A 25,712-nucleotide genomic window follows, 5' to 3' on the forward strand; every position below is an offset into this window, starting at 1 on the left:
TGTTGGGTTGCCAATTGCTGAGAGATTAGTTGAAGGATTTATAATAGTAAAGTCTAACATTTTCGATTCTTGTTTTTTCTAACTCTTTTTGGACAGTACCTACCCACATATTAGGTAAAATATCTTGATTTTGATAAAAACTGTGAACTCGTTGGGCTGCATCGTTGAGTTTGAAATAATTAGCTAAATCTTGCTTATTTTTAATATTATAATAGAGAACTGGATTAGGATTAGCTTTTGAGAGGCCAACTAGAAATGATCCGGTAACTTCTAGAGGGTCTAAAACGAACTTCGGAAAATGTCTCCATACCAAATTTTGGGTTTCTGATTTGGCAAAATCTTCTGCTTGAATTTCGGGATAAAGCTCAATTTCACTGCGACCGTTGAAATAGAAATCAAAACCAACAAGAGAGAGAAACGGACGTACGGAAATCAAATCCTCAGCGTTGGTGGCTAGGGATAAAGCTTGATCTAACTTTTCGGGATAATCTTTGATTCTAATGTGCATTTTTAAACTAGATTCAGCAATATTGCTTCTTAAATCAATCCCCGCAGAAAGAACAGTAACTTTACGAAAATCAAAGTCAGATCCTAAAAACTGCCGCAATAGAGAGTAGTCAATTTGCACACCAACAAGGTTTTCTACTCGATTAAAAAAAGTGAGGGATTGATGGAGATATTTTTGCCATTGTTGTGCCTTATCTTGGAAAAAAAACATAAATCTTGAGGCAATCAACTTGTCTAATTCTATCTTACAAGAAGCTTCAATGCTACAGTCTCCTTCTACATTCATCACAAAGTCTTCAAACAAGGGGAGTGGATAAATAGGCTCAACATCAAAGGCTTGTTGATGATTGCGAATAAACTGTAGTTTTTGTTCTTGAAATCTGTCTTTCTGGGTTACATTAGCTATCATAAATGGCTGGTTTTTATATTGTTGTTAAAAGATATGCCTAGAAAACCTCGAAATTTAAAGTCTGGATATTCTTACCACATTACCATCCGTTGCAATAACCGTGAATTTAAATTATCACGGCGTGAATGTCGGGAAGTGTTTCTTTATGCAATAAAAAAGGCTTTGGATAAATACAATTTCCAGCTTTATGCTTTGTGCATTATGTCAAATCATGTTCATTATTTGATTGCACCTAAACAGCCAGAAGAGTTACCCAAAATTATGCACTTCCTGAATTGGTACACGGCGATGTGTTTCAATCGGATGTTAAGAAGAACGGGACATTTTTGGGAGAAACGATATTACTGTGATGGATTTCCTGCTTCAGATAGAGACAGAGCATTAAATACTTTACGCTACATTCACGCTAATCCTAAAGCTGCCAAAATGCGCCAGAGTTTTTTCTATGACTTCAGCAATTATGGCAGTTATGAACGCTTAACCGATGATGGTTTAACTCAATGGCATCCAGCATTTCTGCGGCTAGGAAACAGCTTAGAAGAATGTGCCAGAAAGTATAAAGGCTTCTGCCAAAAGTATAAACCCAAGGAGAAGACCCCAACCCAATACCACTGGGGTAGTAAGCTGTTGGCTGGGGTTCATCTCACAAATCAGGGTTCAACCACCAACCCCAAAAAATCTAAGTCCAGTTTTCCAACACCCCCGTGCCAGGTATCGGAAACCCCTGAAGAAGCTATTCCGGTTTACAATTGATGTGAGTGATATTATTCCTGTCACCTTGGGCGAAGTCCGTTCTTGGTCTACTCCTTATTAATATAATATTGGTAGGTTGGGTTAAGCGACAGCGCAACCCAACAAAGTCTTTTATCTCGTTTATCTCGTTCCCAGTCTCTGACTGGGAATGCGGTTACAGAGGCTCTGACTCTGCTTTAATAGAAGGCAGAGCCTTCTAGAATTGATTCCCATACGGAGTATGGGAACGAGAAAATCATGTTGAGTTTTTTAATGTTGGGTAACATACGTCAACCCAACCTACAATCTAAAATTGATTATGAGATTACCCAAACTTTCCCCTCCGGTAAAAAGACCAGATATTATTTATCCTCATCGTTCTGTGGATGTCATTCATGGTAGAGTTGAGGACTTAGTTAGCATTCGTATGGACTTATTGCATGGTGCTAATTATAATGACCCCGCTGCATTTCAAAATCGTAGCTATCAGCAAATTAAATCTTCTTGCAGTTGTGCAATTTAGGAGTTATCAAAGTTATGAGTAAACAAAAGAAAACCCCCGCAAATTCGAGTCAACCAGAACCTCAACAGTCACAAGAAATTGAACGCAAATTGTTATCTACTGGCTTGGAAGATTATGGTTTTTGGTCACAGGAAATGGCTAGACAAAAAGCCCAACAAACTGAACCTGATAAACCTTTCCGTCGTGGTCGCATTTGGTGTTAGTTGGTGGTGTTAGTTGGTGCGGTTTTCATATCTCCGACTTCTTTGAGAAGTTGGGGATATTCATTAATGCACAGGAAACACTTTACTTAAATCAAGCTGTAAATCAGTAAACCAAGGTAAAGATATCACCTGAGTAGGTAAAACAATTCGCTTATTTGTATACCCAAATATCCCCTGTTTATTTTGATATGGTTCACTGTAACATTCCAAGCAATTATCTAATAAATTAAATATCCAATAATCAGGTATTCCCGCTTTTGCATAAAGAGGTATTTTCACTTTTTGGTCATAGTCTATGGAAGAATCTGCAACTTCTATGACTAACAATATATCTGTCCCTTGTGGGTGAGATGAAAAATAATCATCATCACGGTTTTTGACAATGGCAAAATCTGGTTCTGGTTCACTTTTGGGTGGTATACTAACAGGGGCTTGAGATTGCAGAATTGCTCTATCTTCTATAAGTTTTGGAAGTTCCTTTAATAGCTTTCTTAAACAAGTTTCATGTGCCGTACCTTTTGATACCATTTCTACCAATTCTCCGTTAATTAATTGAATGTGATCATCTTCTTTTAAAAAGCCAATTTCGATGAGTTCGTGATATTCTTCTAGGGTGAAGCTTTTAACCTGAATTGTAGTCATATATCTTGCTCCTTGAGGATTTGCTATTATATATTCTAAAAATGCCAACACACTGAACCTGATAAACCTTTCCGTCGTGGTCGCATTTGGTGTTAGTTGGTGGTGTTAGTTGGTGCAGTTTTCATATCCCCGACTTCTTTGAGAAGTTGGGGATATAATTCTAATTTTTAGAGATTATTGAGATCAATACCTTTAGCTGCTAATTTTGCTAATAGGTCTTGATAATTTTTTTGTTCTTGGTCGGCACGTTGTTTTTCTTGTTCAGCACGTTGTTTTTCTTGTTCAGCACGTTGTTTTTCCCGTTCAGCACGTTGCTGTTGCTGCTCGGCGCGTTGATATTCCTTCTCTGCACGTTGATTTAATTCTACAGATGTGAGAAACTTACCGCCATGAGGATAATAAATTTCTAAGTTATCTGCTGTGAGTTTAAAACGTATGTCTAAACGCGGACTGACCCAATTATTAATATCCTCAATTGCCTCTAAACATTCTTGTTCAAGAATAAATCCTGTTAATTCAATTGTGTCTGGATTGTATATATAATACTCTTCTACTCCATAACGCTGATAAAAGAGGATTTTTTTGGCCATTTCTTTGGTAGTATTTCCTGGAGAAAGGATTTCAAATACCACTTGGGGAGGAATATTATTTTCTTGCCATTGTTTATAAGAACCTCTATCACCTTTGGGTCTTCCAAACACCACCATAACATCAGGTGCTTGTCGGGTTTTTACACTTCCTTCCACAGGATACCAAAGTAAATCACCAGCTATAAATACATCATCGTTTGGTGCGAATAATATTTCTAAATTTTCCTTAATTTTAACAATCCATTCATATTGTTTAGTATTATCGGACATAGGGTTGCCATCACTATCAGGGTAGATGATTTCTGGTTTGATTTCTGGTGGTATAAGTTGCTGTACCATATCTAAATCTCCATTTTACCAAGGGTAAATAAAGTTTTGAACACAAGCAGTGGCACTGATGAATATATCAACAATTATAGTAATAATAGTAATTATATGGTGATTTGCGATCGCATTGCGCTTTTTTGAGACTCTAGACAAACTCCGTAGTTATTGCCTTTGGCAAGTCCCGAATTTATGGAAAAAATCCGGGATTTTGTGCTTAAATTTTAAAGAGTGCCAAAGCCTTTTTTCTTTTTCTCTTTCTTTTTCTTCGCTGGTGCTGCGCCCCCAGGATAGCCACGCCAGCCTGGTGAAGGACGATTTCCTGCGGCTAAAGGATTTCCACCCCCAAACATTCCTGGCATACCGGGAATGCCCCCTTGTCCCATTTGCTGCATGAGCGATCGCATTTTTTGAAAGTCCGCCACTAGTTTGCTTACATCCGCTTCTCTGTATCCAGAACCAGCCGCTATTCTCTTTCTCCGACTGGGAGAACTAGATAATAAATCTGGATCACGTCTCTCTTTTCCAGTCATGGAATTGATCATGGCTTCACAGCGTTTTAGCTGGGTTTCTCCCTGCTTTAACTGGTCATCGGAAAGCTTATTCATACCCGGAATCATCTTCATGATTCCACCTAATGACCCCATATTCTTCAACAACCGCATTTGCTTGAGAAAGTCAGTAAAATCAAATTTCGCTGACAGGATTTTCTCCTGCATTTTCTCCGCGTCGGCCAAATCTATCTCTTCTTGGGCTTTTTCTACCAGGGTGAGAACATCCCCCATGCCCAAAATCCGCGAAGCCATCCGTTCCGGGTAAAATGGCTGCAAGGCCTCGACTTTTTCCCCCACACCCACAAATTTAATCGGCGCACCGGAAATTTGCCGCACAGATAACGCTGCACCACCTCGGCTATCCCCATCCATTTTCGTCAGGATTGCCCCTGTAATGCCAATTTGATCATGGAAGGTGCGCGTTAGATTTGCCGCCTCTTGCCCGGTCATTGCGTCCACAACCAGTAAGGTTTCGTCAGGTTCAACTACCTGTTTAATGCGGGCTAATTCCGCCATCATCCCTTCGTCTATTTGCAACCGTCCAGCAGTATCAATAATTACTGTATTTATGCCTTCTGTTCTGGCGCGTTCCACACCCTGACGGGCAATTTCTACAGGGTCTGCCTCAATTCCCAGTTCAAAAACTGGTACGTCAATTTGCTTACCCAGAGTGATTAATTGATCAATTGCTGCGGGACGATAAATATCCGTAGCCACTAATAAGCAACTACGCTCTTGTTTGCGTAAATGTAAGGCTAATTTGGCTGTAGCTGTGGTTTTCCCGGTCCCTTGTAAACCAGCCATTAACACAACGGTGGTTTTCCCTGTAACTTCTGCTAAGGGAACATTTTCCTCTCCCATGACCCGCACCAGTTCATCATAAACAATTTTGATGAATTGTTGGTCAGGACGCACACCGCTGATAACTTCAGCCCCTTGTGCTTTGGTTTCAACTTCGCTAATAAAATCTTTAACGACTTGAAGATTAACATCTGCTTCCAACAAAGCCCGACGCACTTCCCGTAAAGCGTCTTGAATGTTAGATTTTGATATTTTATCCTGTCCTCGCAGTTTTTTCCAGGCGGACTCTAAACGGTCAGATAGTGCATCAAACATAATTCAGTTATAACGTAGTTAGTCTGTTGAGAATATTTACTCAGTTTTTAAGGATCTTCTTTACTAGCTTATCTGAGTCTAGCAACTGATGAATCTGGTAAACCGTAATTTTGAAGGTGTTTTAGTTGGTAATAGGTATTTTCTTACGTGGTAGGAAAGGAAAAACGAACCACAGAGACACGGAGGACACGGAGAAAGGAGATTTAAGAGGGATTTTTGGGTAAGTTTGACAAATAGGACTTACCCACAAGTTACGAAAGAATGAACTACGTTCGTGAAGCGTGCCGAAGGCATAGGCACGAATAACAGGAAGATAAAGAGAGTTTTAGAGGTATTTTGCCTAAGTTCTGGTTTATATAAAGGTGGTAAATCCCAAATTCTAGATCCCTGACTTCTTTAAGAAGTCGGGAATCTGTCCATGAATGATCGCTATGGCTGCATTCTTACCTAAAATCTATAATTGTAATTTTTTACTAAGATTAATAAAATTTTATTTTTATCAATTCAATTTTCAAAAATATATGCTATTCTGAACAGTTAATAATCTAAAAAACCACAACTATGAATAAGTTTAATAACTACATCCAAAACCTACAAAAGAATATTAAACATGGTGGAGAACGCAGTCACTACTCTAGTTTACAAAGTTTAATAGAAGGGTTAGAAATTGGCATTAATACTATAGTAGAAGAAAAAGGTAATCAAGCAGGAATACCTGATTTAACTATCAGAAAAAATGAGCGTGTTGTGGGATATATAGAAGCTAAAGATATTAATATCAACATTACTAAGTTAGATAAACAAAATGAACAGCAAGTTAAACGTTATTTGGAATCAAATATAGGTTATAACTTCATCTTAACTAATTACCTACAATTCCGTTGGTATGTAGATGGAGAATGTGAAAAAATCGCTGAATTAGCTACTTTAGAACAAGGAGAAATTACTCTAGTTGATGATTTAAAACCTATCACAGAATTATTACAATCATTTCTGAATCAAAAAGCTAAAGATATTAATAATTACTATGATTTAGCTAAGGAAATGGCCGCTTATACTAAAACTATTAGAAATGCTATTGAATCATCTTTAGTCATAGAAGATACTACAGAAGAATTAAATCGTCTCAAAGAAACATTTAAAAAATTACTATTGTTAGATATAGATAATGATAAATTTGCGGATATGTACGCCCAAACTATTGCTTATGGGTTATTTACTGCAAAAATTGGTCATACACAAAACCCTGAAGAATTTGCATTTAATCGCACTACAGCCAGTATTTATATTAGTGATAGAATCCCTTTTTTAAAAGGTTTATTTGATTTAGTTTTAGGAACTGGTAGCGTTAGTAAAATTCACAAATCAATTGAAAATTTAATTGATTTATTTAACAGAATAGATATGACCAATATTTTAGAAAATTTTGGTCGAGAAACGCGCACAGAAGATCCAGTAATTCACTTTTATGAAACATTTTTAGCAGCTTATCAAGCATCATTAAGAAAAAGTCGCGGAGTTTATTATACTCCTGAACCTGTGGTTAAATTTATCGTGCGTGCTGTGAATGATATTTTAGTAGATAGAACAATTTTTGATTTAGAATATGGTTTAGGAAATAGAAGAGTAACAATTCTTGACCCCGCAACAGGAACAGGAACATTTTTATATGCAGTTATTCAACAAATTCGTGATAATTTTGCTAAATATGATGTTCGTAGTTGGGAAAATTTATTAAGAGATACAGAACTTTTAAATCGTCTTTTTGGTTTTGAGTTATTAATGACTCCTTATACCATAGCACATTTAAAAATAGGTGTATTATTGGGATATTTACAATATAAATTTGCACCAAATGAAAGATTAAAAATCTATTTAACTAATGCGTTGGAAGAAGGAATAAAACAAGGTGATTTAATCTCTGGTATTACCCAAATTATCGCGGAAGAATCAAGTCAAGCAGCAAAGGTAAAAACAGAAATTCCCATTACTGTAGTATTAGGAAATCCTCCCTATTCTGTCAGTTCTCAAAATGCTAGTAAACGCAAAAGAATCTTAAATCAAGATGAAAAATATTTAGCAGATGTGGAATATACTGGTTCAGTGTGGAATAGAATTTATAAAACTGGTAAAGTAGGTAAAACTATTACAGAATTAACCCATATTGGGGAACTTTTAGAATTATATAAAGGTAGGGTAAGATTAGAAGGGGAGAAAAATATTCAACCTTTGGATGATGATTATATCAAATTTATTAGATTTGCTCAATATCAAATAGAAAATAATAGTCATAATGCGGGTATTATTGGTTTTATTACTAATCATTCCTATCTTAATGGTTTAATTCATCGAGGAATGAGGGAGGAATTATTAAAATATTTTGATACTTTATATATTATGGATTTACATGGTAATTCTTTATTGAAAGAAACTACACCAGATGGTAATATTGATCAAAATGTTTTTGATATTCAGCAAGGTGTAGCAATTTTAATTGCTGTGCGTGAAAAAAGTAACCCTGATTATGGTTCTACTGCTTATAAATCCAGAAATGGGATTAAGGAAATGGCTAAGGTGTTGTATTATGATTTATGGGGAAATCGTGAGGATAAATATAATTTTTTAGAGTCTGCAAGTTTAGATAATGTTGGTTGGATAGAGTTACAACCAACAGCACCTAATTACTTTTTTGCACCGAAAAATCTTGATTATGAAGATGAATATAAAAGAGAGTTAAGTATTACTGATATCTTTCCAATTTATGCTGCTGGTTCACAAACGAGGAGGGATAATTTATGTGTTGATTATGATAGAGAAAACCTAATAAATAGGTTTAGCGATATTGCAATAAATACTAACTTAGAAGAATTAAAACAAAAGTATAATATCAAAGATACGGAATATTGGACTTTAGAAAAAGCTAAGTTAGATATCCAAGAAAATGAAATTGCATCAAATGTATTATTATATGCTTATCGGCCATTTGATAATCGCTGGGTTTATTATAATCCTAAGATTATTGAAAGAGGAGATAGTCGTAAGGAATTAATGGCACATTTATTAAAAGGTAATAATATTGCTTTACTTTCATGTCGTCAACAAGTTGAACCAGGTTTTTATCATATATTTTGTTCAGAAATTTTAACAGAACGTTGTATTGTATCATTGAAAAGTAGAGAATTAACTTATGTTTTTCCTCTCTACACTTATCCAAATACAGAAAATCAACAAACTAACCTTTTCCTGGAAAAAACTCCTAATTTATCTCCAAAATTCTTAGCAGCTATCAAAATTAAACTGGGTAAAATACCCACACCTGAACAAATATTTTACTATGCTTATGCAATATTTCATAGTCCTACTTATCGCACTCGCTACGCTGAGTTTTTAAAAATAGATTTTCCCCGTCTTCCTTTAACCAGTAATGAAAACCTATTTACCGAATTAGCTATTAAAGGAGAAGAATTAGTTAATTTACATTTAATGAAATCGGATATATTCAATTATTTAATTACCACCTATCAAGGAATAGGAGATAATCAAGTTACTGAAGTTACTTATAATTCAGCATTGCAAAGGGTTTATATCAATAAACAGAGTTATTTTACCGATATTCCCCCCCATATCTGGGAATTTAAGATTGGTGGATATCAGGTATTAGATAAATGGCTAAAAGACAGAAAAAACGCCAAACGAGAATTATCTATAGAGGAAATTAACCACTATCAAAAAATTGTCATTGCTTTAACAGAAACTTTACAAATAATGGAGGAAATTGATACAATTATCCCTGGTTTTCCCATAGAATGATCAGTTATATAGGACTCCTATTTGATTTTTGATAGCTTGCGTGGCGTAGCCATACAAGAATTAGTAGGTATCAATTCTGTCTTTCTTCCTGTGTTCCCTGACCACACAAGTAAATTCACGCAATCAAACCGGATTCCTATATATACAGCAGTTTCCGATATTATGAAGTACAGATATTAATAATAAAACTTTTGTGGTGCGGGCATCTTGCCCGCACAAGGTGTACCTCACTCAAGCTGAACTTGCTGTAATTTATTTTGCATCACTACTTAATCATTTTTGATTTCATAATGTTGGGTTTCCTGGCCTCAACCCAACCTACAATTTACTTAATCATTTTTGATTTCATAATGTTGGGTTTCCTGGCCTCAACCCAACCTACATTCTCAGTTTTTAAGGATCTTCTTTACCAGCTTATCTGACTCTAGCAACTGATTGATCTGGTAAACCGTAATTTTGAAAGTGTCCTCAGTCATGGACAAACGTATATTCGTTATAACTTGTCACGCTTATACAATAGAGATAGTTCTTCCTTATCAAGGACAGCATAACAGGTTTTTTTGATGGTGTCAAGGGGAAAAACGGGTTTTCCCTGGGAATTTTTTGGAGTGATAAATATGACGGTTATACTAATAGAACTTACGTAAGATGTGGCTGAACACCTTATTCTTGCGTAGGGTTAATTCATGAATTACCCCTACTTTTGTTCTTTTTTGTGGGAATGCTAGTAACTTTGGCGGCCAAGATACCCAGACCACAAGATTTTAATCATTCCTAACAATATAAACAAGTTGTATCAAAATTTCTCTCCTTTCATGGTAATCCTCGTCCTCAAGACTATGCAGCTTTAAAAGGTTATCAAGGTGAATATAGAATTTTGTACCCCATTGATGATGATAATAAATTAGTTGCTGTTTTTCCGGTCGCTAAACGTAATGATGATGAAGTTTTTGACACTTCCTGGTCTTCTAAGTATCTCAGAACAGGACTTAAACAAACCATGAAAAGATCAATGTCTGGATAAATAGTCTAATATGATGCTTGGTTGTAATTTCGACAAAATTGATTATGCAAGCAAGCTTTTTAACTACCGTTCTTTTACCTGTAGCTTTAGCTATCATTATGCTAGGTATGGGATTATCTTTACTACCAGAAGATTTTCTGCGAGTAACAAAATATCCTAAAGCTGTGGCCATTGGCTTAATTAGTCAGTTGATTTTTTTACCTATTATTGGCTTTATTATTGCTAAAATTATACCCATGGAACCAGCGATCGCCATGGGATTAATGATCATTGCATTGTGTCCAGGTGGGGTATCCTCAAATATAATCACATTTCTAGCAAAAGGTGATGTCGCACTCTCAGTTACCCTGACAGCTTTTAGTAGTTTAATTACAGTATTTACAATTCCCATTCTAGGAAACTTAGCATATCAGCATTTTATCGGAAAAACTGAAACTGCTGCGATTGGTTTACCCATTGGCGCAACTATACTACAAATTTTCCTGATGACGCTTTTACCTATCAGCTTAGGAATGATTTTTAGACAGATATTACCAGACATTGCACTACGTTTAGAAAAGGTGACTAACCGCCTAGCAGTAGCTTTTTTAGCACTAATTATCCTTCTCGTGATCATTCGTGAATGGAATAATTTGCCTAGTTTTCTTGTCCAAGTTGGATTAAGTGTAGTGCTATTAAATACTATTTCTATGTTAGTCGGGTTTTATCTTAGCAAATTGTTAAAACTCAATTCTCGTCAGCAAATCTGCATTGCCATTGAAGTTGGGATTCAAAATGGTACACTAGCGATCGCCATTACTGCCGGTTTACTCAATAATCCTGATATGGCAATACCTGGGGCCATTTACAGCTTGTTTATGAATCTTACAGGTTTAATTGCTATTAACTACGGTAGAAAACTCGCGGACAAAAACCCTATTTAATTAACAACTTCTGTGCAACTCAAATTGAGCAGAAAACATCGCTATTCTGTGTTAATTGTAAGTAGGCTAACACAATAAAATCAAACTGTGTAAAGAAACGTAACATTGCTGAAAACCTGTTCCCTGTTCCCTGTTCCCTGTTCCCTCCTTTGGGACTTCCTAGGAAACAAAAAAAGGGCAGGTATCGAACCCACCCTAATTGTAAATCATAGCTGTAATTAGAAATTAATTACCAATTATCGGCGCAATCAAAGAAACATTTTGCACAGCTTTTTCTGCTGTCAAAGTAGGAACAGAATCACGTAATCTAGCTGTTAATTGTACAGTTGTAGCGTCGTACATTTGAGTTAACAACTTGGGATAGAAACCAATACCAATAATAGGAATCAACAAACAAGCAATGATAAACACTTCGCGGGGTTCAGCATCTATTAAAGCTTGGTGGGAAACTAACTCCTCGTTTTCTTGTCCGTAGAAAATTTCGCGCAACATTGAAAGTAAATAAATTGGTGTTAAAATCACACCAACAGCCATCAAGAAAATGACAATAACCTTGAATGTTGGATTATAAGCATCGCTAGTTGCGAAGCCCACAAATACCATTAATTCCGCCACAAAACCGCTCATTCCTGGTAATGCTAAAGATGCCATGGAACAGGTGGTAAACATAGCGAAAATCTTCCGCATTCTTTTACCCACACCACCCATTTCATCTAACATTAAAGTATGTGTTCGGTCGTAAGTTGCACCGACCAAAAAGAACAAACTTGCCCCAATTAAGCCGTGAGAAACCATTTGTAGAACTGCCCCACTCAAACCCAAATCGGTAAAAGAGGCAATACCAATGAGAACAAAACCCATGTGGGAAATTGAAGAGTAGGCAATTTTCCGTTTTAAATTCCTTTGGGCAAAGGACGTTAAAGCAGCATAGATGATATTTACTACTCCTAAAACCACTAAAGCCGGTGCAACATAAGCATGGGCATCAGGTAGCATTTGGGCATTCATGCGAATTAAGGCATAACCACCCATTTTTAGCAAAATACCTGCAAGTAGCATATGCACTGGTGCTGTAGCCTCACCATGGGCATCTGGTAGCCAAGTATGCAGGGGAATGATGGGCAACTTCACAGCGTAGGCAATGAGAAAGCCAGCGTATAGTAGAAGTTGTAAATTTAAGCTAAAATCTTTCAACGCGATCGCGGACATATCGAAGGTGACTGTATCACCATAAAATCCCATTGTCAAGGAAGACAACAAAATAAACAGAGACCCACCAGCAGTGTATAGAATAAATTTAGTCGCTGCGTATTGGCGCTTTTTACCCCCCCAAATTGACAGTAAGAAGTATATCGGTACAAGTTCCAATTCCCAGACCAGGAAGAATAACAGCATATCCTGGACAGCGAAAACAGCAATTTGACCGCCATACATAGCCAAAATCAAAAAGAAAAATAATTTTGGCTTGAGTGTCACAGGCCAGGCTGCTAAAATCGCCAGGGTGGTAATAAATCCCGTTAAGAGAATTAGAGGCATAGACAAGCCATCAGCCCCCACAGACCAATTTAACCCCAATTGCGGCACCCAGGGATAACTCTCCACCAATTGCAAATTAGGATTAGAGAAATCGTACCCAGTATAAAAAGCGCAGACAATCAGTACAAAATCTATCAGCCCCACAATCAGGGAATACCAGCGCACCGTTTTGCCGTCTTTATCTGGGATGATAGGAAGTAGTAGTGATGCGGCTATGGGGAATAAAATAATCGTCGTCAGCCACGGAAAATTAGCTATATTCATCACAATCAATCTGCAATTAAAATCATGTTTGGCAAAAAGTCACTAGTTATTAATTAACAGCTTTTTAGCGATTTCCTCTTCATTGTTAGGTTGATTTAATTAAATTGGCAAACCCCATTTTTTTACTCAAGAGTCTTTTTTGACAGTTAGGGGTGGTAAATGTTCCTGGGAATACTCCCAGCTAAGTAGGTTGGCGTTAAAAATTGTCGTTATGATAAGGGAACAGGGAACAGGGAACAGGGAACAGGGAACAGGGAACAGGGAACAGGTTTTGGGCAACTTTACTTTTCGTTACTTATGTCGGTTTTTTTCCGTTCACCTACTTATGTCAAAAATATATCTTTTAAATAACTCCGTATTAGAATATTTTACTTCGTTTCCATCCAATTATCCCCAGCATGAATATCAACAACCAAGGGAACAGATAAAGAAACAGCATTTTCCATGACTGACTTAATTTGTGGTCGCAATTCTTCCCATTCTTGGGGAGGAATTTCAAAGACTAATTCATCATGAACTTGTAACAACATCCGGGCCTGATATTTTTTTAAAACTTCATGTAATTGCACCATTGCTATTTTGATAATATCCGCACTAGAACCTTGAATTGGTGCGTTAGCAGCAGCACGCAGTAACCCAGCATTGTATGGATCTAAATTCTTTAATTTTTGTAAATTAATATCTTCTAATTTACTGCCTTTTAACTGTTGCAAACTATTATTAGTAAATTCAAAATAACGTCTTCTCCCTAAAATTGTTTCTACATAACCATAAGCAATAGCCTCTTTTTTAACTTTATCTAAATACGCAAAAACACGGTCATATCTTTGATTAAATCTCTCAATAAATAATTTTGCATCTACTTGATTTATTCCGGTTTCGCGGGCGAATTTTTGCGCTCCCATGCCATAAATTACACCAAAATTAATCGTCTTCGCAAAACGTCTTTCATCTGCGGAAATATTTTCTTTCTCAAATACTAATTTTGCTGTTACAGTATGAATATCTTCATTTTGCTGATATGCTTGAATTAGTACAGGTTCTTGACTCAAATGAGCTAAAATTCTTAACTCAATTTGGGAATAATCAGCAGCTACCATTAACCAACCTGATTCCGGTAAAAATGCTTTTCTAATTTGTCTACTAAAAGCAGTGCGAATGGGGATATTTTGTAAATTTGGATGGGAAGAAGATAATCTACCAGTGGAAGTTGCAGTTTGGTTAAAATCAGTATGTAATCTTTGGCTTTTAGGGTGTACTAAAGCTGGTAAAGCATCTACATAGGTAGACTTTAATTTTGCTAATGTTCGATATTCAATTATCGCTTTTACAAATCCCGTATTATCAACTTCTTGGAGTTTTTCTAAAGTTGCTGCGTCGGTAGAATAACCAGTTTGAATCTTGCGAGAATATTTGGTACTTAAACCTAATTTCTCAAATAGAATCTGACTTAATTGTTTAGGAGAACCTAAATTAAATTTTTCTCCAGCAATTTCAATAGCTGTAATTTCTAATTTTGCTAATTCTGTCTCTAATTGCTGTGAAAGTTCCTTGAGATAATCTGAATTAATCCTAACTCCCGTATATTCAACTTCTGCTAAAACTGCTTCTAATGGTTGTTCAACTTGATTAAAAAGTTGATATAAAGCTGGAGTTTCTATTAATTTATCCCGTAATTTTGGGACTAATTTAAATGTAGAATAAACATCCATACCACAATAATCAGCAACAGCAGAAATACTCATGTCAGCGATAGTTTTCCCTTTAGGAACTAAATCTCCATAACTGGTCGCAGTTAATCCTAAATATCGCAAAGATAAGTCAGTTAAATTATGACTGCTATCTGGATTAATTACATAACTCGCTAACATCGTATCAAATACCACCCCAGCTAGTTCAATTCCTTGTCCCTGACACCGCAAAATCAAACGATCAAATTTAGCATTTTGTAAAGCTTTAGGATAATCAGCACTTTCTAAAATCGGCCGCAGTTTTGCTAATACTAAATCTCGATTTAAGTTATTCCCAATTTTATGACCAATAGGAATATAAGCAAGTTCATTTACTTCTGTTCCCCAACAGCAACCAATTCCCACTAAATCTGCATCTCGTGGTTCTAATGCGGTAGTTTCTGTATCCCAAGCAACGGGTATTTCTGAATTAGTAAATTTTCTTAAAATTTCTACTAATTCCATTAATTTAGCTTCTGTATCAATAATGCGCGGTTGAATATTTGCATCTGTTTGTTTTTTGCTTTTTGCTGTGTCTTCAGCACCAAAAAACCAAATATCATCATCTGTTTCTATGACTTCAGATACCTGGTTTTCTAAAATTTGAACTTTTCCCCCAAATTTTTGCTGTAAATCATGAATTTGATCTACAAACTTCTTAAATTCTAATTTCTCTAAAATCGGGATAAGTCGGTTATGATCAAAACCAGTTAATAAACAATCTTCTAAATTAATTTCTAAAGGAACATTACAGACTATTTTAGCTAAATAACGGGATTTTTCCGCGTCTTCTTTACCAGCAGCTAGTTTTTTCTGAGTCGCACCTTTAATATTATCTAAAGCAGCGTAAATTTCCTCAAGGGAATTATAAGTATTTAATAATTGTGCTGCTGTTTTTTCACCAATTCCTTTCACCCCTGGAATGTTATCTGATTTATCACCACATAAAGCTTTAAAATCAACAATTTGTGTGGGTAATACCCCCAATTTCTCTTTTACTTCTTCAGCTTTAAATTCTCTAATACTATTTGTAGAATGTTTTAATGCTTCCGGGGTAAAATTTAAAATTGTAATTTCTTTATCAGCATCAATTAATTGAAACAAATCCCTATCCCCGGAAAGTATCTTCACTCTATACCCTGCGGCTGCGGCTTTTTCTGCTAATGTTCCCAATACATCATCTGCTTCATAACCCGGTGCAGTGAGTATAGGTAAATTTAAGCCTTGCAGTAACTCATAAAGATTTTCTAAATCGGGAATAAAGTCTGCTGGTGTTTCTGCACGTCCAGCTTTGTATGTATCCTCTGCTTCATGACGGAAGGTAGGTAAAGCCAAATCAAAGGCCACCGCTAAGGCTTGCGGTTGTTCTGTGCCTATTACCTCTAATAAACATTTCAAAAAACCAAAACAAACACTGGTAGGAATACCCGCTTTTGTGCGAAGTCCTCCATCTCTACCTTTCGCAAAAGCGAAGTAGGAACGAAAAGCCAAAGAATGTCCATCTATAAGGATGAATGTAGGCTTATTGATAATTGAAGAATTAAAAGTCAACTGCTTAACCAAATCAGGAAACAATTATATAACATTTCCCATCCCATTTAGGCACAGGAAAAAGAAAGTTGACCACAGATCAACAGAAATTTGACGATAGTTCTTCCTCGTCGGTTCTATTATAACAAATTTTAAATTAATTGTCAACCACTAAATCTTCTTTTCAGCAATTCTCATTACAGTTTTAGTAACAAAATTATTTTTAATACTTCCTACTTTTCCTGAATTAATTTCTGTACCTGTTCCCACTCTTCTGAACTTACCTTAAAATTAGTCGAATTGGGAGCGCGAAGCACCAATAAATTTTTAAGCACAGAATCTTCTTGTAACTGATTTTTCAGTAAAGGAGATTCTACAAATTTATTTGTAAATCTAATTATCGCTTGTTGTTTTCCCAAAGCTCTTGTAGAGTCTACCCAATATTTCTTATCTGGTATTTCCGTCAAGAATTGAGCGGCTTCTACCACTTCTGCTGTCGCATAAATTCCCCCTTGACTACCAGATAACCAAATAATAACACCATCACCAGCAGCGATATCTTTAGCATAACGAGTTACCAACCAAGGAATTGCTTCTAACTCCTTGATAGCGTCTAAAACCCGATAATACTTGGGATTTCCTTGAAATAACCAATAAGCCATATACTTTTCTGATAATTACCAAATCAGATTATACCATTTTTGAGATTTTTGATTTTACTTAGCCATAAAAAATAAAAACCGTGAAAAAATAAATTCACGGCTTTAATAAAAATGTGGTGTGAGGAGACTTAACTTACTTGATTATACTAGATATTAAAATTAGAAGTTCAATTACCACAAATTTCTTTACAAAGTAATTATTTCATGACATATATATTTTTAATATTTGTCAATTTATACTATAGCACCACCACAACTAGAACCACAACCCGCAGTACAACCATAACAATATTCAGCAGTTTGGACTTCATTAAATATATCTAAACTACCAATTTCTAACAATTTACTCACAGTCAAATTTTCACCATTACTAGTTTTAGCAGGTAAATTCATCATTTGATTAAAATCACAATCAAAAATATTCCCTAAATAATCAATAGAAAGTTGTTCACGACACATTAAACCATCAATTGTATTTGCATTAAAGTGAGATTCCAAAAAATGCAAATAGCGAGAATAAAGCTGTTTTCTTTCTAAATGAAACTTTGTTCTCCCCACAGGTATATTAGTAATTGTAAAAAGATGATTAAATCGAATATCAAATTTTTCAGACAGAAAGGTTTTATAAGCCTTTTCTAAATTTTCCTGTTCAGGAGTGAGAGAAAAATTTTCACTATTTGGTAATGGAGGATTATACACCAAATCTAAAATCAAATCTGGATTTTGACCATAACCGATTTTATTCAACCATTGTAAAGCCTTAATTGATTGATCAAAAACACCACTTCCCCGCATTTTATCCACATTATCGGCTAAATAACAGGGAAGAGAAGCCACAATTCTGACTTGATTCTCAGCAAAAAAATCTGGTAAATCCTCAAATCCCTCCACAAAATAAATCGTCAAATTTGATCTGACAATTACCTGTTTACCTGCATTTTTAGCAGCTTCTACCAAAGACTTAAAACCATAATTCATTTCTGGAGCGCCACCAGTTAAATCTACCGTTTTAATTTGCGGAAACCTACCAATTAAAGTAATTAACTGTTGACAAACTTCCGGTGTTAATTCCTCAGTTCTTTTCGGACCAGCTTCTACATGGCAATGGTTACAAGCTAAATTACAACGTTTTCCTAAATTAATTTGTAAAACGTTAACTTCCTTTTTTGTTAAAGGAGAATTTAGCTGCTGAAAAAAAGGTGTAATCATAGAAGCATCTCTAGCACGAATTTCTATAAGAGGATATTTTAAAGGTCATTCAACCTCACAGACAGGGGGAAGTGACAGACTATTGATAATTGGGACATACCACTTGACTAAATTGTAAGTTTCCTATATTATGGATAAACAACCCATCAATCATTACCAAAATCTGAAAAAATATTTTTGATCGCTCCACTCCGTTACGCTAGGGAAGTAAAAAGAGAAAGAAGGGCAGAGAGTAAAAGAGTAAGAGTATAAAGGGCTACAAAGTCCTGAACGAAGACACGACCCGAAAACCGTAGCTGACGTAACGATAGTCGCGCGAATACCTACCGCGAGACGCAGCCCGACAGTACCCAGCACCGTTGAGCCAAGAACCGCCACGAAGCAGCATATATTCCGTGCTTAGACTTGTCCAAGCACTGCCATCTGTAGGCGCATTTATATAGTTTTCATGCCACCCATCCTCGCACCACTCCCACACATTCCCAGACATATCATATAAACCAAAAGGATTGGCGGGAAATTTTCCAACTTCTGTGGTTTTTTCTCGATATTCTCCTTTTTGTGCCTGCCCGTAAATGTAGTTACCATTATAATTAGCTAAATCTGTAGAAATTGTTTCCCCACAATAAAACGGGGTAGTAGTTCCTCCACGACAAGCATATTCCCATTCGGCTTCAGTAGGTAAACGATAGGTTTTATTTGCCATTCGGGAAAGTCTGGCACAAAATTCTTGAGCATCATTCCATGATACACACTCAACAGGCAGATTATCACCTTTAAAATAAGATGGATCAGATTTTAAATCAATCTTATCCTTTGGTAAGGCAGCCACGACTCGCCATTGTTGTTGAGTAACTGGATATTTACCCATGAAAAACGGGGGAACAGTAACTTCATGTTGTGGACTTTGAGAAGAATGATAACCTTCCTCATTTTCTGGAGAACCCATTTTGAAAGTTCCACCGGGAATAGCTACCATTTCGAGAATTACACCATTTCCCAAATCTTCGCCAAAATAATTTGCGTTTTTGGTAATGCGTTGAATTTCTGAACTTTTTCCCAAACTCAAAACGCCAGGAATTAACTTAGCTGTTTCAAATTTAAAACTGGTGACGGGAATATCTAAAAACTTTTCCGGTTCTGGTTCGGTATTATTTGGTGAAGGAGATGAATCTACTACTTGTGTATTAGCTAGTATTTTCCGTTCAATAGAAGCTATATCTTTATCTCGAAGATTAAGAGAATTTTGTAATCTTTGTAATTGCTTACGGCTTCTTTCGGAAATTGGATATTCTTGTTCTATTAATTGACAGAAAACCTCTTCATAAGTTTGTAACTTTTCTCGTCGCTTTTGATATGGTTCGAGAACTTCGGACTCAATTATTTGAGCTATATCAATTGTTAAACCTAGTTTTTTTTGAATAACATTTAAAGATTGTCTATTAATAAAACTAATTTCTCCTTCGTCTTCCGAAGCACATTCTTCTACCTTCTTACGGTATTTAAGGTTAGGATCATCTTGAGGTGACTTAGCTAGAATAATTCTATGACCTTCCTCCACAGGATAAATTTTCGGGGTCATAGCTGGAGCAACTTCTTGAACTTTGCTACTCACATACTCATGTAATTCGTCAATAGAAATCGAACCATCTCCGTCTTTATCTGCTGCACCTGTTTTAATTCCATCAACCAAATAACGAGTATAAATCCCAAATTCTGAACCTTCTTCTTCATAAGCGTACTGTGTTGAAGTAGAAGCTGTAAGTATTGCTGTTCCTTGACCACCCAAGTGCTGTTTAATATTTATAGCACCACCACCTTTAGCTGTCATTCCTTGAGAAAAAGCACCACTAAAACAGGAATCTAAAATTACTACTTTGCGTTTTGACTTGCTCTTTTTCATGCATTCATGTACATAACTTGCAGCTACAGCTAAATATGGTAGAAAACTTGCGCCCTTTTTCTTTGTAGAAGAAGCTGAGAAGTAGAAATTACCGTCATCATTAATTAAACCATGTCCAGAAAAGTACAAAAGCAATAAGTCATCTCTTTGCCTATTATCATATAAATCATGAATAGCTTCTTCCATATCCGGCTTTTGCGGATTCTTCAAAACGGTGACATTTTCCGCAGCAAACTCACCTATTTCTGGGTTTACCAGCACTTCCTGGATAGCTTCAACATCTTTAACAGTCGTGGGTAAAGGGCTAAATCCTGATTGGTACTCACTCACCCCTATTAATAATGCAAATTTGTTCATATTCTACTCAAAATGGCTTGATTTTTTGATTTTTTGATTTCTTGATTTTTTAATTTTATAGTAGGGGTTTAGCAGTGCTAAACCCTGGCACATTTAGGTTTTTTATAATTTTGTAAAACCTTGTAAAACTCCAAAACTCAGCCATCAGTAGTATAGCTATCTTGAGTTGTCATTTTTTATTGTCCAAAAAATCTTGTATTGCTTTTAGCGTTGGTTCTAAATCCTTAACATCCCCGATTTCAAGTTCTAAACCATTAAGATCACCTTTATTTCTTTCAATTTTGATCTTTACTTTTTTGTCAGTGTTACCGAAACGTTTAGCCAGAAAACCAACCAAAGACTTGATATTAGCAGGATTAATTTTTGTAGTTAATAATTCCCAGACAAAACCGCCAATAGCTTTAGTATTCGGTGGTGCTTGTTCTACGGTGACTACATCTGCTGTTTCGACACCATCAACTTCTCGTAGTATCGGGAGTAACTTCCGTACTTGCGTTTGTAATTCTTCTTGTTCTAAACCTAGTTCCGCCAAAGAAATTGTTATCTCTACATTGGATGTGCTTATCATATATTATAGATTGAGCTAGTTTCAGGGCAAATATTCCCGTATTATAGTCTTTTTTGCTGATAATGTGGCAAACACGCAAAAATCAAGCATCTCTTACCTGGAAGTAGAACCTCTAAGATGACATTCCCAGTCAGAGACTGGGAACGAAGAACGAGGATGCTCTGTGTGGGAACGAGAGTTTTCTTTCTTTGCGTCTTTGCTCCTTTGCGTCTTTGCGCGAAACCTCAGCTAGATTAGATATAAGAATTACTCAATTACCGTGAAAACCGATACAATTTTCTATAGCTTATTTCAAGCATTTATTTCCTAGCATTTTCTTTGAATTAATTAACCAGTCTCCCACAGAAGCAGGTACGTATGAATTTACCTCTCGTGAAGTTAAACAACTGGCTTTTCGTTTAGACGGTTTATTTTTACCAACCACCAAAGATGCCAAAAAACCATTTTACATTGTTGAGGTTCAATTTCAACCCGATGATGATTTATATTATCGTCTCTTTGCAGAACTTTTTCTCTACCTACGACAATACAAAACTCCTCATCCTTGGCAAGCTGTAATCATCTATCCTAGTCGTAATATAGAAAGAGAACAGAATGTACAATTTGGGGAAATCTTACTGCTTGAAAGAGTTACACGCATTTATTTAGACGAGTTGGGAGAGAGTTCTTTAGGGGTGGGAGTTGTTAAACTAGTAATAGAAACAGAGAAGGCTGCACCAGCATTAGCAAGACGTTTAATTGCCCAAGCAAACCAACAACTAACTGATACCAAAATTAAACGGGATTTAATTAATCTGATTGAGACAATTATCGTCTACAAATTACCCAAAAAAAGCAGAAAGGAGATTGAAGCTATGTTAGGTTTAAGTGAGTTGAAACAAACCAGAGTTTATCAAGAAGCTTTAGAAGAAGGTAAAGCTGAAGGTGAAGCTAAAGGTAAACAAGAAGGTGAAGCTGAAGCAACTAGAAAGTTTGCTTTGAAATTGTTACGAACTGGCATGAATTTACAACAAATTGCTGAGGTTACAGAATTATCTCTTGAACAAATTCAGGCTTTACAAAAGGAAATTCAACAATCATAGTAGTTCTCGCTCTAATAAAATCTCTCGTTCCCATGCTCTGCGTGGGAATATAGTTAAGAGGCTCTGCCTCTATTATACCTAGAGGTAGAACCTCTAAGATGACATTCCCAGTCTCTGACTGGGAACGAGAGTTTTCTTTCTTTGCGTCTTTACTCCTTTGCCTCTTTGCGCGAAACCTCAGCTAGATTAGATATAAGAATTACTCAATTACCGTGAAAACCGATACTATTTTCTATAGCTTATTTCAAGCATTTATTTCCTAGCATTTTCTTTGAATTAATTAACCAGTCTCCCACAGAAGCAGGTACGTATGAATTTACCTCTCGTGAAGTTAAACAACTGGCTTTTCGTTTAGACGGTTTATTTTTACCAACCACCAAAGATGCCAAAAAACCATTTTATATTGTCGAGGTTCAATTTCAACCCGATGATGATTTATATTATCGTCTCTTTGCAGAACTTTTTCTCTACCTACGACAATACAAAACTCCTCATCCTTGGCAAGCTGTAATCATCTATCCTAGTCGTAATATAGAAAGAGAACAGAATGTACAATTTGGGGAAATCTTACTGCTTGAAAGAGTTACACGCATTTATTTAGATGAGTTGGGAGAGAGTTCTTTAGGGGTGGGAGTTGTTAAACTGGTAATAGAAACAGAGAAGGCTGCACCAGCATTAGCAAGACGTTTAATTGCCCAAGCAAACCAACAACTAACTGATACCAAAATTAAACGGGATTTAATTAATCTGATTGAGACAATTATCGTCTACAAATTACCCAAAAAAAGCAGAAAGGAGATTGAAGCTATGTTAGGTTTAAGTGAGTTGAAACAAACCAGAGTTTATCAAGAAGCTTTAGAAGAAGGTAAAGCTGAAGGTGAAGCTAAAGGTAAAGCTGAAGCAACCAGAAAGTTTGCTTTAAAATTGTTACGAACTGGCATGAATTTACAACAAATTGCTGAGGTTACGGAATTATCTCTTCAGCAAGTTCAGGCTTTACAAAAGGAAATTCAACAATCATAGTAGTCTCGCTCTAATAAAATACTATTGAGGACGGGGAAACCCCGCCCTTACAGGTTTGAGGATAGAAAACTGTACTTAATAGCGGAGGAAAATACTGTATAGAATTAACAACATCCCCCACCATCATAATACCATGTAGAATTAGTAATAATGATTTCTTCAGCATTGATAACTGCTAACTTTTCCGCCGTTTTATCACAAACAGCCACAGGAATTCCCCTTTGTAAAATATGTCCAGATTGATCATCAAAAAATTCTTCCTTACCCGCATAAATTGCTGTTTTACCAGTAAAAATACAAGCCCCGTCTGAGGGGATTTCCACCTTAAAAGCCACAGAATCAAGACTTTCTAAAAGGATATTTTCCTGTAGTTGATAACTATGTTTATCTAATAAACGATAAGGACGACGTGCGCGAATTTCCACTTGTCCAAAACCAGCATTAATTATTAGTTGAGTATATTCTGAATATGTAAGAGCGCCGGATAAACATAAAGCGCGTAAATGTTCATTTTGTTGTAAATGATCAGGAATTGGACTGGTAGCAATTGGATCACTCATTTGTAAGCGACCGCCGGGTTTTAATACTCGATATGCTTCTTTTAAAGCGCGAGTTAAATCCGTTGGTTCAAAAATATTGAAAAGGCAATTTTGCGCTACTATATCCACCGAAGCATCAGCCACAGGTAAATTAAAAGCGTCTCCCGGACGAATTTCAACAAAGCTAGTATCAAACCAGGGGTTTTCTGTTGCAGCAATTTCTAAGTTACGCATTGCAGCTTCTCGCATAGCCTCCACAGGTTCAACAGCAATAATCGCACCAGGACGAGGAGAAAAATAAGCAAATTGCAACGCTTCTAAACCACCACCAACACCAACATATAAAACTGTTGGTTGATTATTAAGTTCGTTGTGATGAACCGTAGTTCCACAACCATAGTTCATTTCCTGCATAACCAGAGGAATTTTCAGCCCTGGTAATTGTAAAGGTGTACTTTGGACACAGCATAGCCCCACTTCTGGTGTTTGAGCAACTTGGCTGTAAAATTGGGCTGCGGTTTCTAAATAGGTCATAGTCTCAAATTAGTATCAATCTATTTTAACAGAACTGTTTCTGGCTTCACCGTCGCCGTGCTGCCATATTTTTCCTTTCCAAAAGGCTTGACTTTTAATCTCAGCAAGAGTATTATGTAAAACTAATGGAAGGGGAGTAGCTGCTGACAGTAAATCAAAGTTTTCTGTTCAGTATATCTAAATCAACATACTGGTGATGAGCCTGGTTTAGATAGCGAATAAACAAAGTATTTGAAAGCGAGACCTTCACTGACTACACATTGAAAAGTGTGGAGTTCAGTGAGGTTTTATGGCTCTCATTGATGCTCCACACGGGTAAAAAATCCTTCAGGAGTTTGAGAGAGTGTTAACAGCCTTTACCGCCGGTTTATTACTAATTACCATTTCTGAACTAGGTGATAAAACCTTTTTTATCGCTGTGATTCTGTCCATGCACCACCCACGGCGCTTGGTGTTCTTTGGTGTGATGGCTGCTTTAGCGGCTATGACTATCTTATCAGTTGCATTTGGGCAGGTAGTGTCCTTTTTGCCAGAACAAATCATTCATTACGCCGAAATAGTTTTGTTTATTGCCTTTGGTTTGAAGTTGATTTATGATGCTCATAAAATGCCTGTATCTGCTACTGAAGAAGTCGTAGAAGAGGCACAAGAGGCGGTAGAAAAGGCAGATTTAGATAATTCCCAGCAAAAAAGTGTCTGGTCAATTTTACTAAAATCCTTCGTACTAACATTTATAGCAGAATGGGGCGATCGCACACAAATAGCCACCATAGTCCTCGCAGCCAGTAATAACCCCATTGGTGTTACAGCCGGCGCAATATTAGGACACGCAATTTGTGCAGCGATCGCCGTTATCGGTGGTAAATTAATAGCAGGTAAAATTTCCGAAAGACAAATTACCTTCTTAGGCGGTTTTCTATTTATCATCTTTGGCATAGTCGCTGCTATAGAAGGAAAATAAACTGTACACTACTGAGGTAAAAATAGCTTTTTCCTGTCGGTGAGGGAGTTTAGCTAGTTAAATATTTGCCAACTAATACTAACTAATGCTATACTTTTCTTATGGCATACATACCACTTAGAAAAGCGGTCGAATTTCTGGGATTGCATCCAAACACCTTGAGGAGATATGCAGATGAGGGGAAAATCAAAAGCATTAAAAACCCGGCAGGACAAAGATTATACGATGTCGAATCATACATCACGGGCGATTCAATTAGAACTCCCACTATTTGCTACTGCCGGGTCAGTTCCTCAAAACAGCGAGATGACCTTGATAGACAAATCGCCTATATGCAATCCCTCTACCCAGACGCAGAAATCATCAAAGATATTGGCTCAGGACTCAACTTCAAAAGAAAAGGTCTGCGCTCCAAACTGGACAGACTTTTGCAAGGAAATAAATTCATCCTTGTTGT

General features: G+C 36.4%; 19 protein-coding genes and 2 pseudogenes. 10 read left to right on the forward strand and 11 right to left on the reverse strand.

The genetic code is table 11. From position 1 onward, the window contains the following. Nucleotides 1–25 precede the first annotated feature (25 nt). Nucleotides 26–916 (reverse strand): DUF5838 family protein, encoded by an 891-nt coding sequence (locus H6G25_RS08675; RefSeq protein ID WP_190392128.1) that lies wholly within the window; start codon nt 914–916, stop codon nt 26–28. A gap of 33 nt (nt 917–949) precedes the next feature. Between H6G25_RS08675 and H6G25_RS08680 the strand changes: the two genes are divergently transcribed. The 3 genes from H6G25_RS08680 (at nt 950) to H6G25_RS08690 (ending at nt 2,374) form a co-directional block, all read left to right on the forward strand. Beyond that, on the forward strand, nt 950–1,669 hold the full coding sequence (locus H6G25_RS08680) for a transposase (RefSeq protein ID WP_190392129.1): 720 nt from the start codon (nt 950–952) through the stop codon (nt 1,667–1,669). 298 nt (nt 1,670–1,967) lie between these two features. Continuing rightward, nucleotides 1,968–2,171 carry a cyanobactin biosynthesis system PatB/AcyB/McaB family protein gene (locus H6G25_RS08685; protein WP_028082580.1) on the forward strand — a complete coding sequence of 68 codons (204 nt, stop codon included), beginning with the start codon at nt 1,968–1,970 and terminating at the stop codon, nt 2,169–2,171. Between the two features lie 14 nt (nt 2,172–2,185). Then, nucleotides 2,186–2,374, forward strand: coding sequence for a cyanobactin biosynthesis PatC/TenC/TruC family protein (locus tag H6G25_RS08690; protein WP_236097104.1), 189 nt, complete (start codon nt 2,186–2,188; stop codon nt 2,372–2,374). A 63-nt stretch (nt 2,375–2,437) separates the two neighbouring features. Here H6G25_RS08690 and H6G25_RS08695 read toward each other — a convergent pair whose 3' ends face one another. The 3 genes from H6G25_RS08695 to ffh form a co-directional block, all read right to left on the reverse strand. Beyond that, nucleotides 2,438–3,016, reverse strand: coding sequence for a Uma2 family endonuclease (locus tag H6G25_RS08695; RefSeq protein WP_190392130.1), 579 nt, complete (start codon nt 3,014–3,016; stop codon nt 2,438–2,440). Between the two features lie 167 nt (nt 3,017–3,183). Continuing rightward, the gene (locus H6G25_RS08705) at nt 3,184–3,945 is read right to left on the reverse strand and encodes a Uma2 family endonuclease (protein ID WP_190392131.1); all 762 of its coding nucleotides are present in this window, start codon (nt 3,943–3,945) and stop codon (nt 3,184–3,186) included. A gap of 209 nt (nt 3,946–4,154) precedes the next feature. Further along, nucleotides 4,155–5,600 carry a signal recognition particle protein gene (gene ffh / locus H6G25_RS08710; RefSeq protein WP_190392132.1) on the reverse strand — a complete coding sequence of 482 codons (1,446 nt, stop codon included), beginning with the start codon at nt 5,598–5,600 and terminating at the stop codon, nt 4,155–4,157. A gap of 561 nt (nt 5,601–6,161) precedes the next feature. Between ffh and H6G25_RS08715 the strand changes: the two genes are divergently transcribed. The 3 genes from H6G25_RS08715 to H6G25_RS08725 all read left to right on the forward strand — a co-directional run bounded on the left by H6G25_RS08715 (nt 6,162) and on the right by H6G25_RS08725 (nt 11,357). Further along, nucleotides 6,162–9,410 carry a type ISP restriction/modification enzyme gene (locus tag H6G25_RS08715; RefSeq protein WP_190392133.1) on the forward strand — a complete coding sequence of 1,083 codons (3,249 nt, stop codon included), beginning with the start codon at nt 6,162–6,164 and terminating at the stop codon, nt 9,408–9,410. A gap of 877 nt (nt 9,411–10,287) precedes the next feature. Beyond that, a complete protein-coding gene (locus tag H6G25_RS21115) occupies nt 10,288–10,434 on the forward strand; it encodes a hypothetical protein (protein ID WP_242034911.1) in 147 nt (48 codons plus the stop codon). A gap of 44 nt (nt 10,435–10,478) precedes the next feature. After that, a complete protein-coding gene (locus H6G25_RS08725; RefSeq protein ID WP_190392134.1) occupies nt 10,479–11,357 on the forward strand; it encodes a bile acid:sodium symporter family protein in 879 nt (292 codons plus the stop codon). A 225-nt stretch (nt 11,358–11,582) separates the two neighbouring features. Here the strand turns inward: H6G25_RS08725 and H6G25_RS08730 are convergent, their stop codons facing one another. The 6 genes from H6G25_RS08730 to H6G25_RS08755 form a co-directional block, all read right to left on the reverse strand. After that, nucleotides 11,583–13,151, reverse strand: a complete 1,569-nt coding sequence (locus H6G25_RS08730) for an NAD(P)H-quinone oxidoreductase subunit 4 (RefSeq protein ID WP_190371574.1) — start codon at nt 13,149–13,151, stop codon at nt 11,583–11,585. Nucleotides 13,152–13,525: 374 nt separating this feature from the next. Continuing rightward, on the reverse strand, nt 13,526–16,438 hold the full coding sequence (gene polA, locus H6G25_RS08735; RefSeq protein WP_190392135.1) for a DNA polymerase I: 2,913 nt from the start codon (nt 16,436–16,438) through the stop codon (nt 13,526–13,528). Nucleotides 16,439–16,650: 212 nt separating this feature from the next. Beyond that, complete coding sequence (locus tag H6G25_RS08740) at nt 16,651–17,079, reverse strand: EVE domain-containing protein (protein ID WP_190392136.1); 429 nt, start codon at nt 17,077–17,079, stop codon at nt 16,651–16,653. Between the two features lie 234 nt (nt 17,080–17,313). After that, nucleotides 17,314–18,288 carry an arsenosugar biosynthesis radical SAM (seleno)protein ArsS gene (gene arsS / locus H6G25_RS08745; protein WP_190392137.1) on the reverse strand — a complete coding sequence of 325 codons (975 nt, stop codon included), beginning with the start codon at nt 18,286–18,288 and terminating at the stop codon, nt 17,314–17,316. Between the two features lie 256 nt (nt 18,289–18,544). Further along, nucleotides 18,545–20,548 carry an SUMF1/EgtB/PvdO family nonheme iron enzyme gene (locus H6G25_RS08750; RefSeq protein ID WP_190392138.1) on the reverse strand — a complete coding sequence of 668 codons (2,004 nt, stop codon included), beginning with the start codon at nt 20,546–20,548 and terminating at the stop codon, nt 18,545–18,547. A gap of 169 nt (nt 20,549–20,717) precedes the next feature. Next, nucleotides 20,718–21,116, reverse strand: coding sequence for a hypothetical protein (locus H6G25_RS08755; protein WP_028084790.1), 399 nt, complete (start codon nt 21,114–21,116; stop codon nt 20,718–20,720). 259 nt (nt 21,117–21,375) lie between these two features. On the opposite strand from H6G25_RS08755, the pseudogene H6G25_RS08760 reads away from it, so the two are divergent. Together H6G25_RS08760 and H6G25_RS08765 are read left to right on the forward strand one after the other, a co-directional pair. Next, nucleotides 21,376–22,198 (forward strand): annotated as a pseudogene (locus H6G25_RS08760) (Rpn family recombination-promoting nuclease/putative transposase). Nucleotides 22,199–22,410: 212 nt separating this feature from the next. Continuing rightward, nucleotides 22,411–23,221, forward strand: a pseudogene (locus H6G25_RS08765) (Rpn family recombination-promoting nuclease/putative transposase). A 104-nt stretch (nt 23,222–23,325) separates the two neighbouring features. On the opposite strand, the gene arsM reads toward H6G25_RS08765, so the two are convergent. Further along, nucleotides 23,326–24,294: an arsenosugar biosynthesis arsenite methyltransferase ArsM gene (gene arsM / locus H6G25_RS08770; protein WP_190392139.1), complete on the reverse strand. Its 969-nt coding sequence runs from the start codon at nt 24,292–24,294 to the stop codon at nt 23,326–23,328. Nucleotides 24,295–24,637: 343 nt separating this feature from the next. Here arsM and H6G25_RS08775 point away from each other — a divergent pair, with 343 nt between their 5' ends. Both H6G25_RS08775 and H6G25_RS08780 read left to right on the forward strand, forming a co-directional pair. Further along, nucleotides 24,638–25,255, forward strand: coding sequence for a TMEM165/GDT1 family protein (locus tag H6G25_RS08775; protein WP_190392140.1), 618 nt, complete (start codon nt 24,638–24,640; stop codon nt 25,253–25,255). A 101-nt stretch (nt 25,256–25,356) separates the two neighbouring features. Next, on the forward strand, nt 25,357–25,712 hold a 356-nt coding region (locus tag H6G25_RS08780; protein ID WP_190391419.1), incomplete at its 3' end, for a recombinase family protein.

It is taken from the genome of Dolichospermum sp. FACHB-1091 (genome assembly GCF_014697585.1).
Classification (GTDB): domain Bacteria; phylum Cyanobacteriota; class Cyanobacteriia; order Cyanobacteriales; family Nostocaceae; genus Dolichospermum.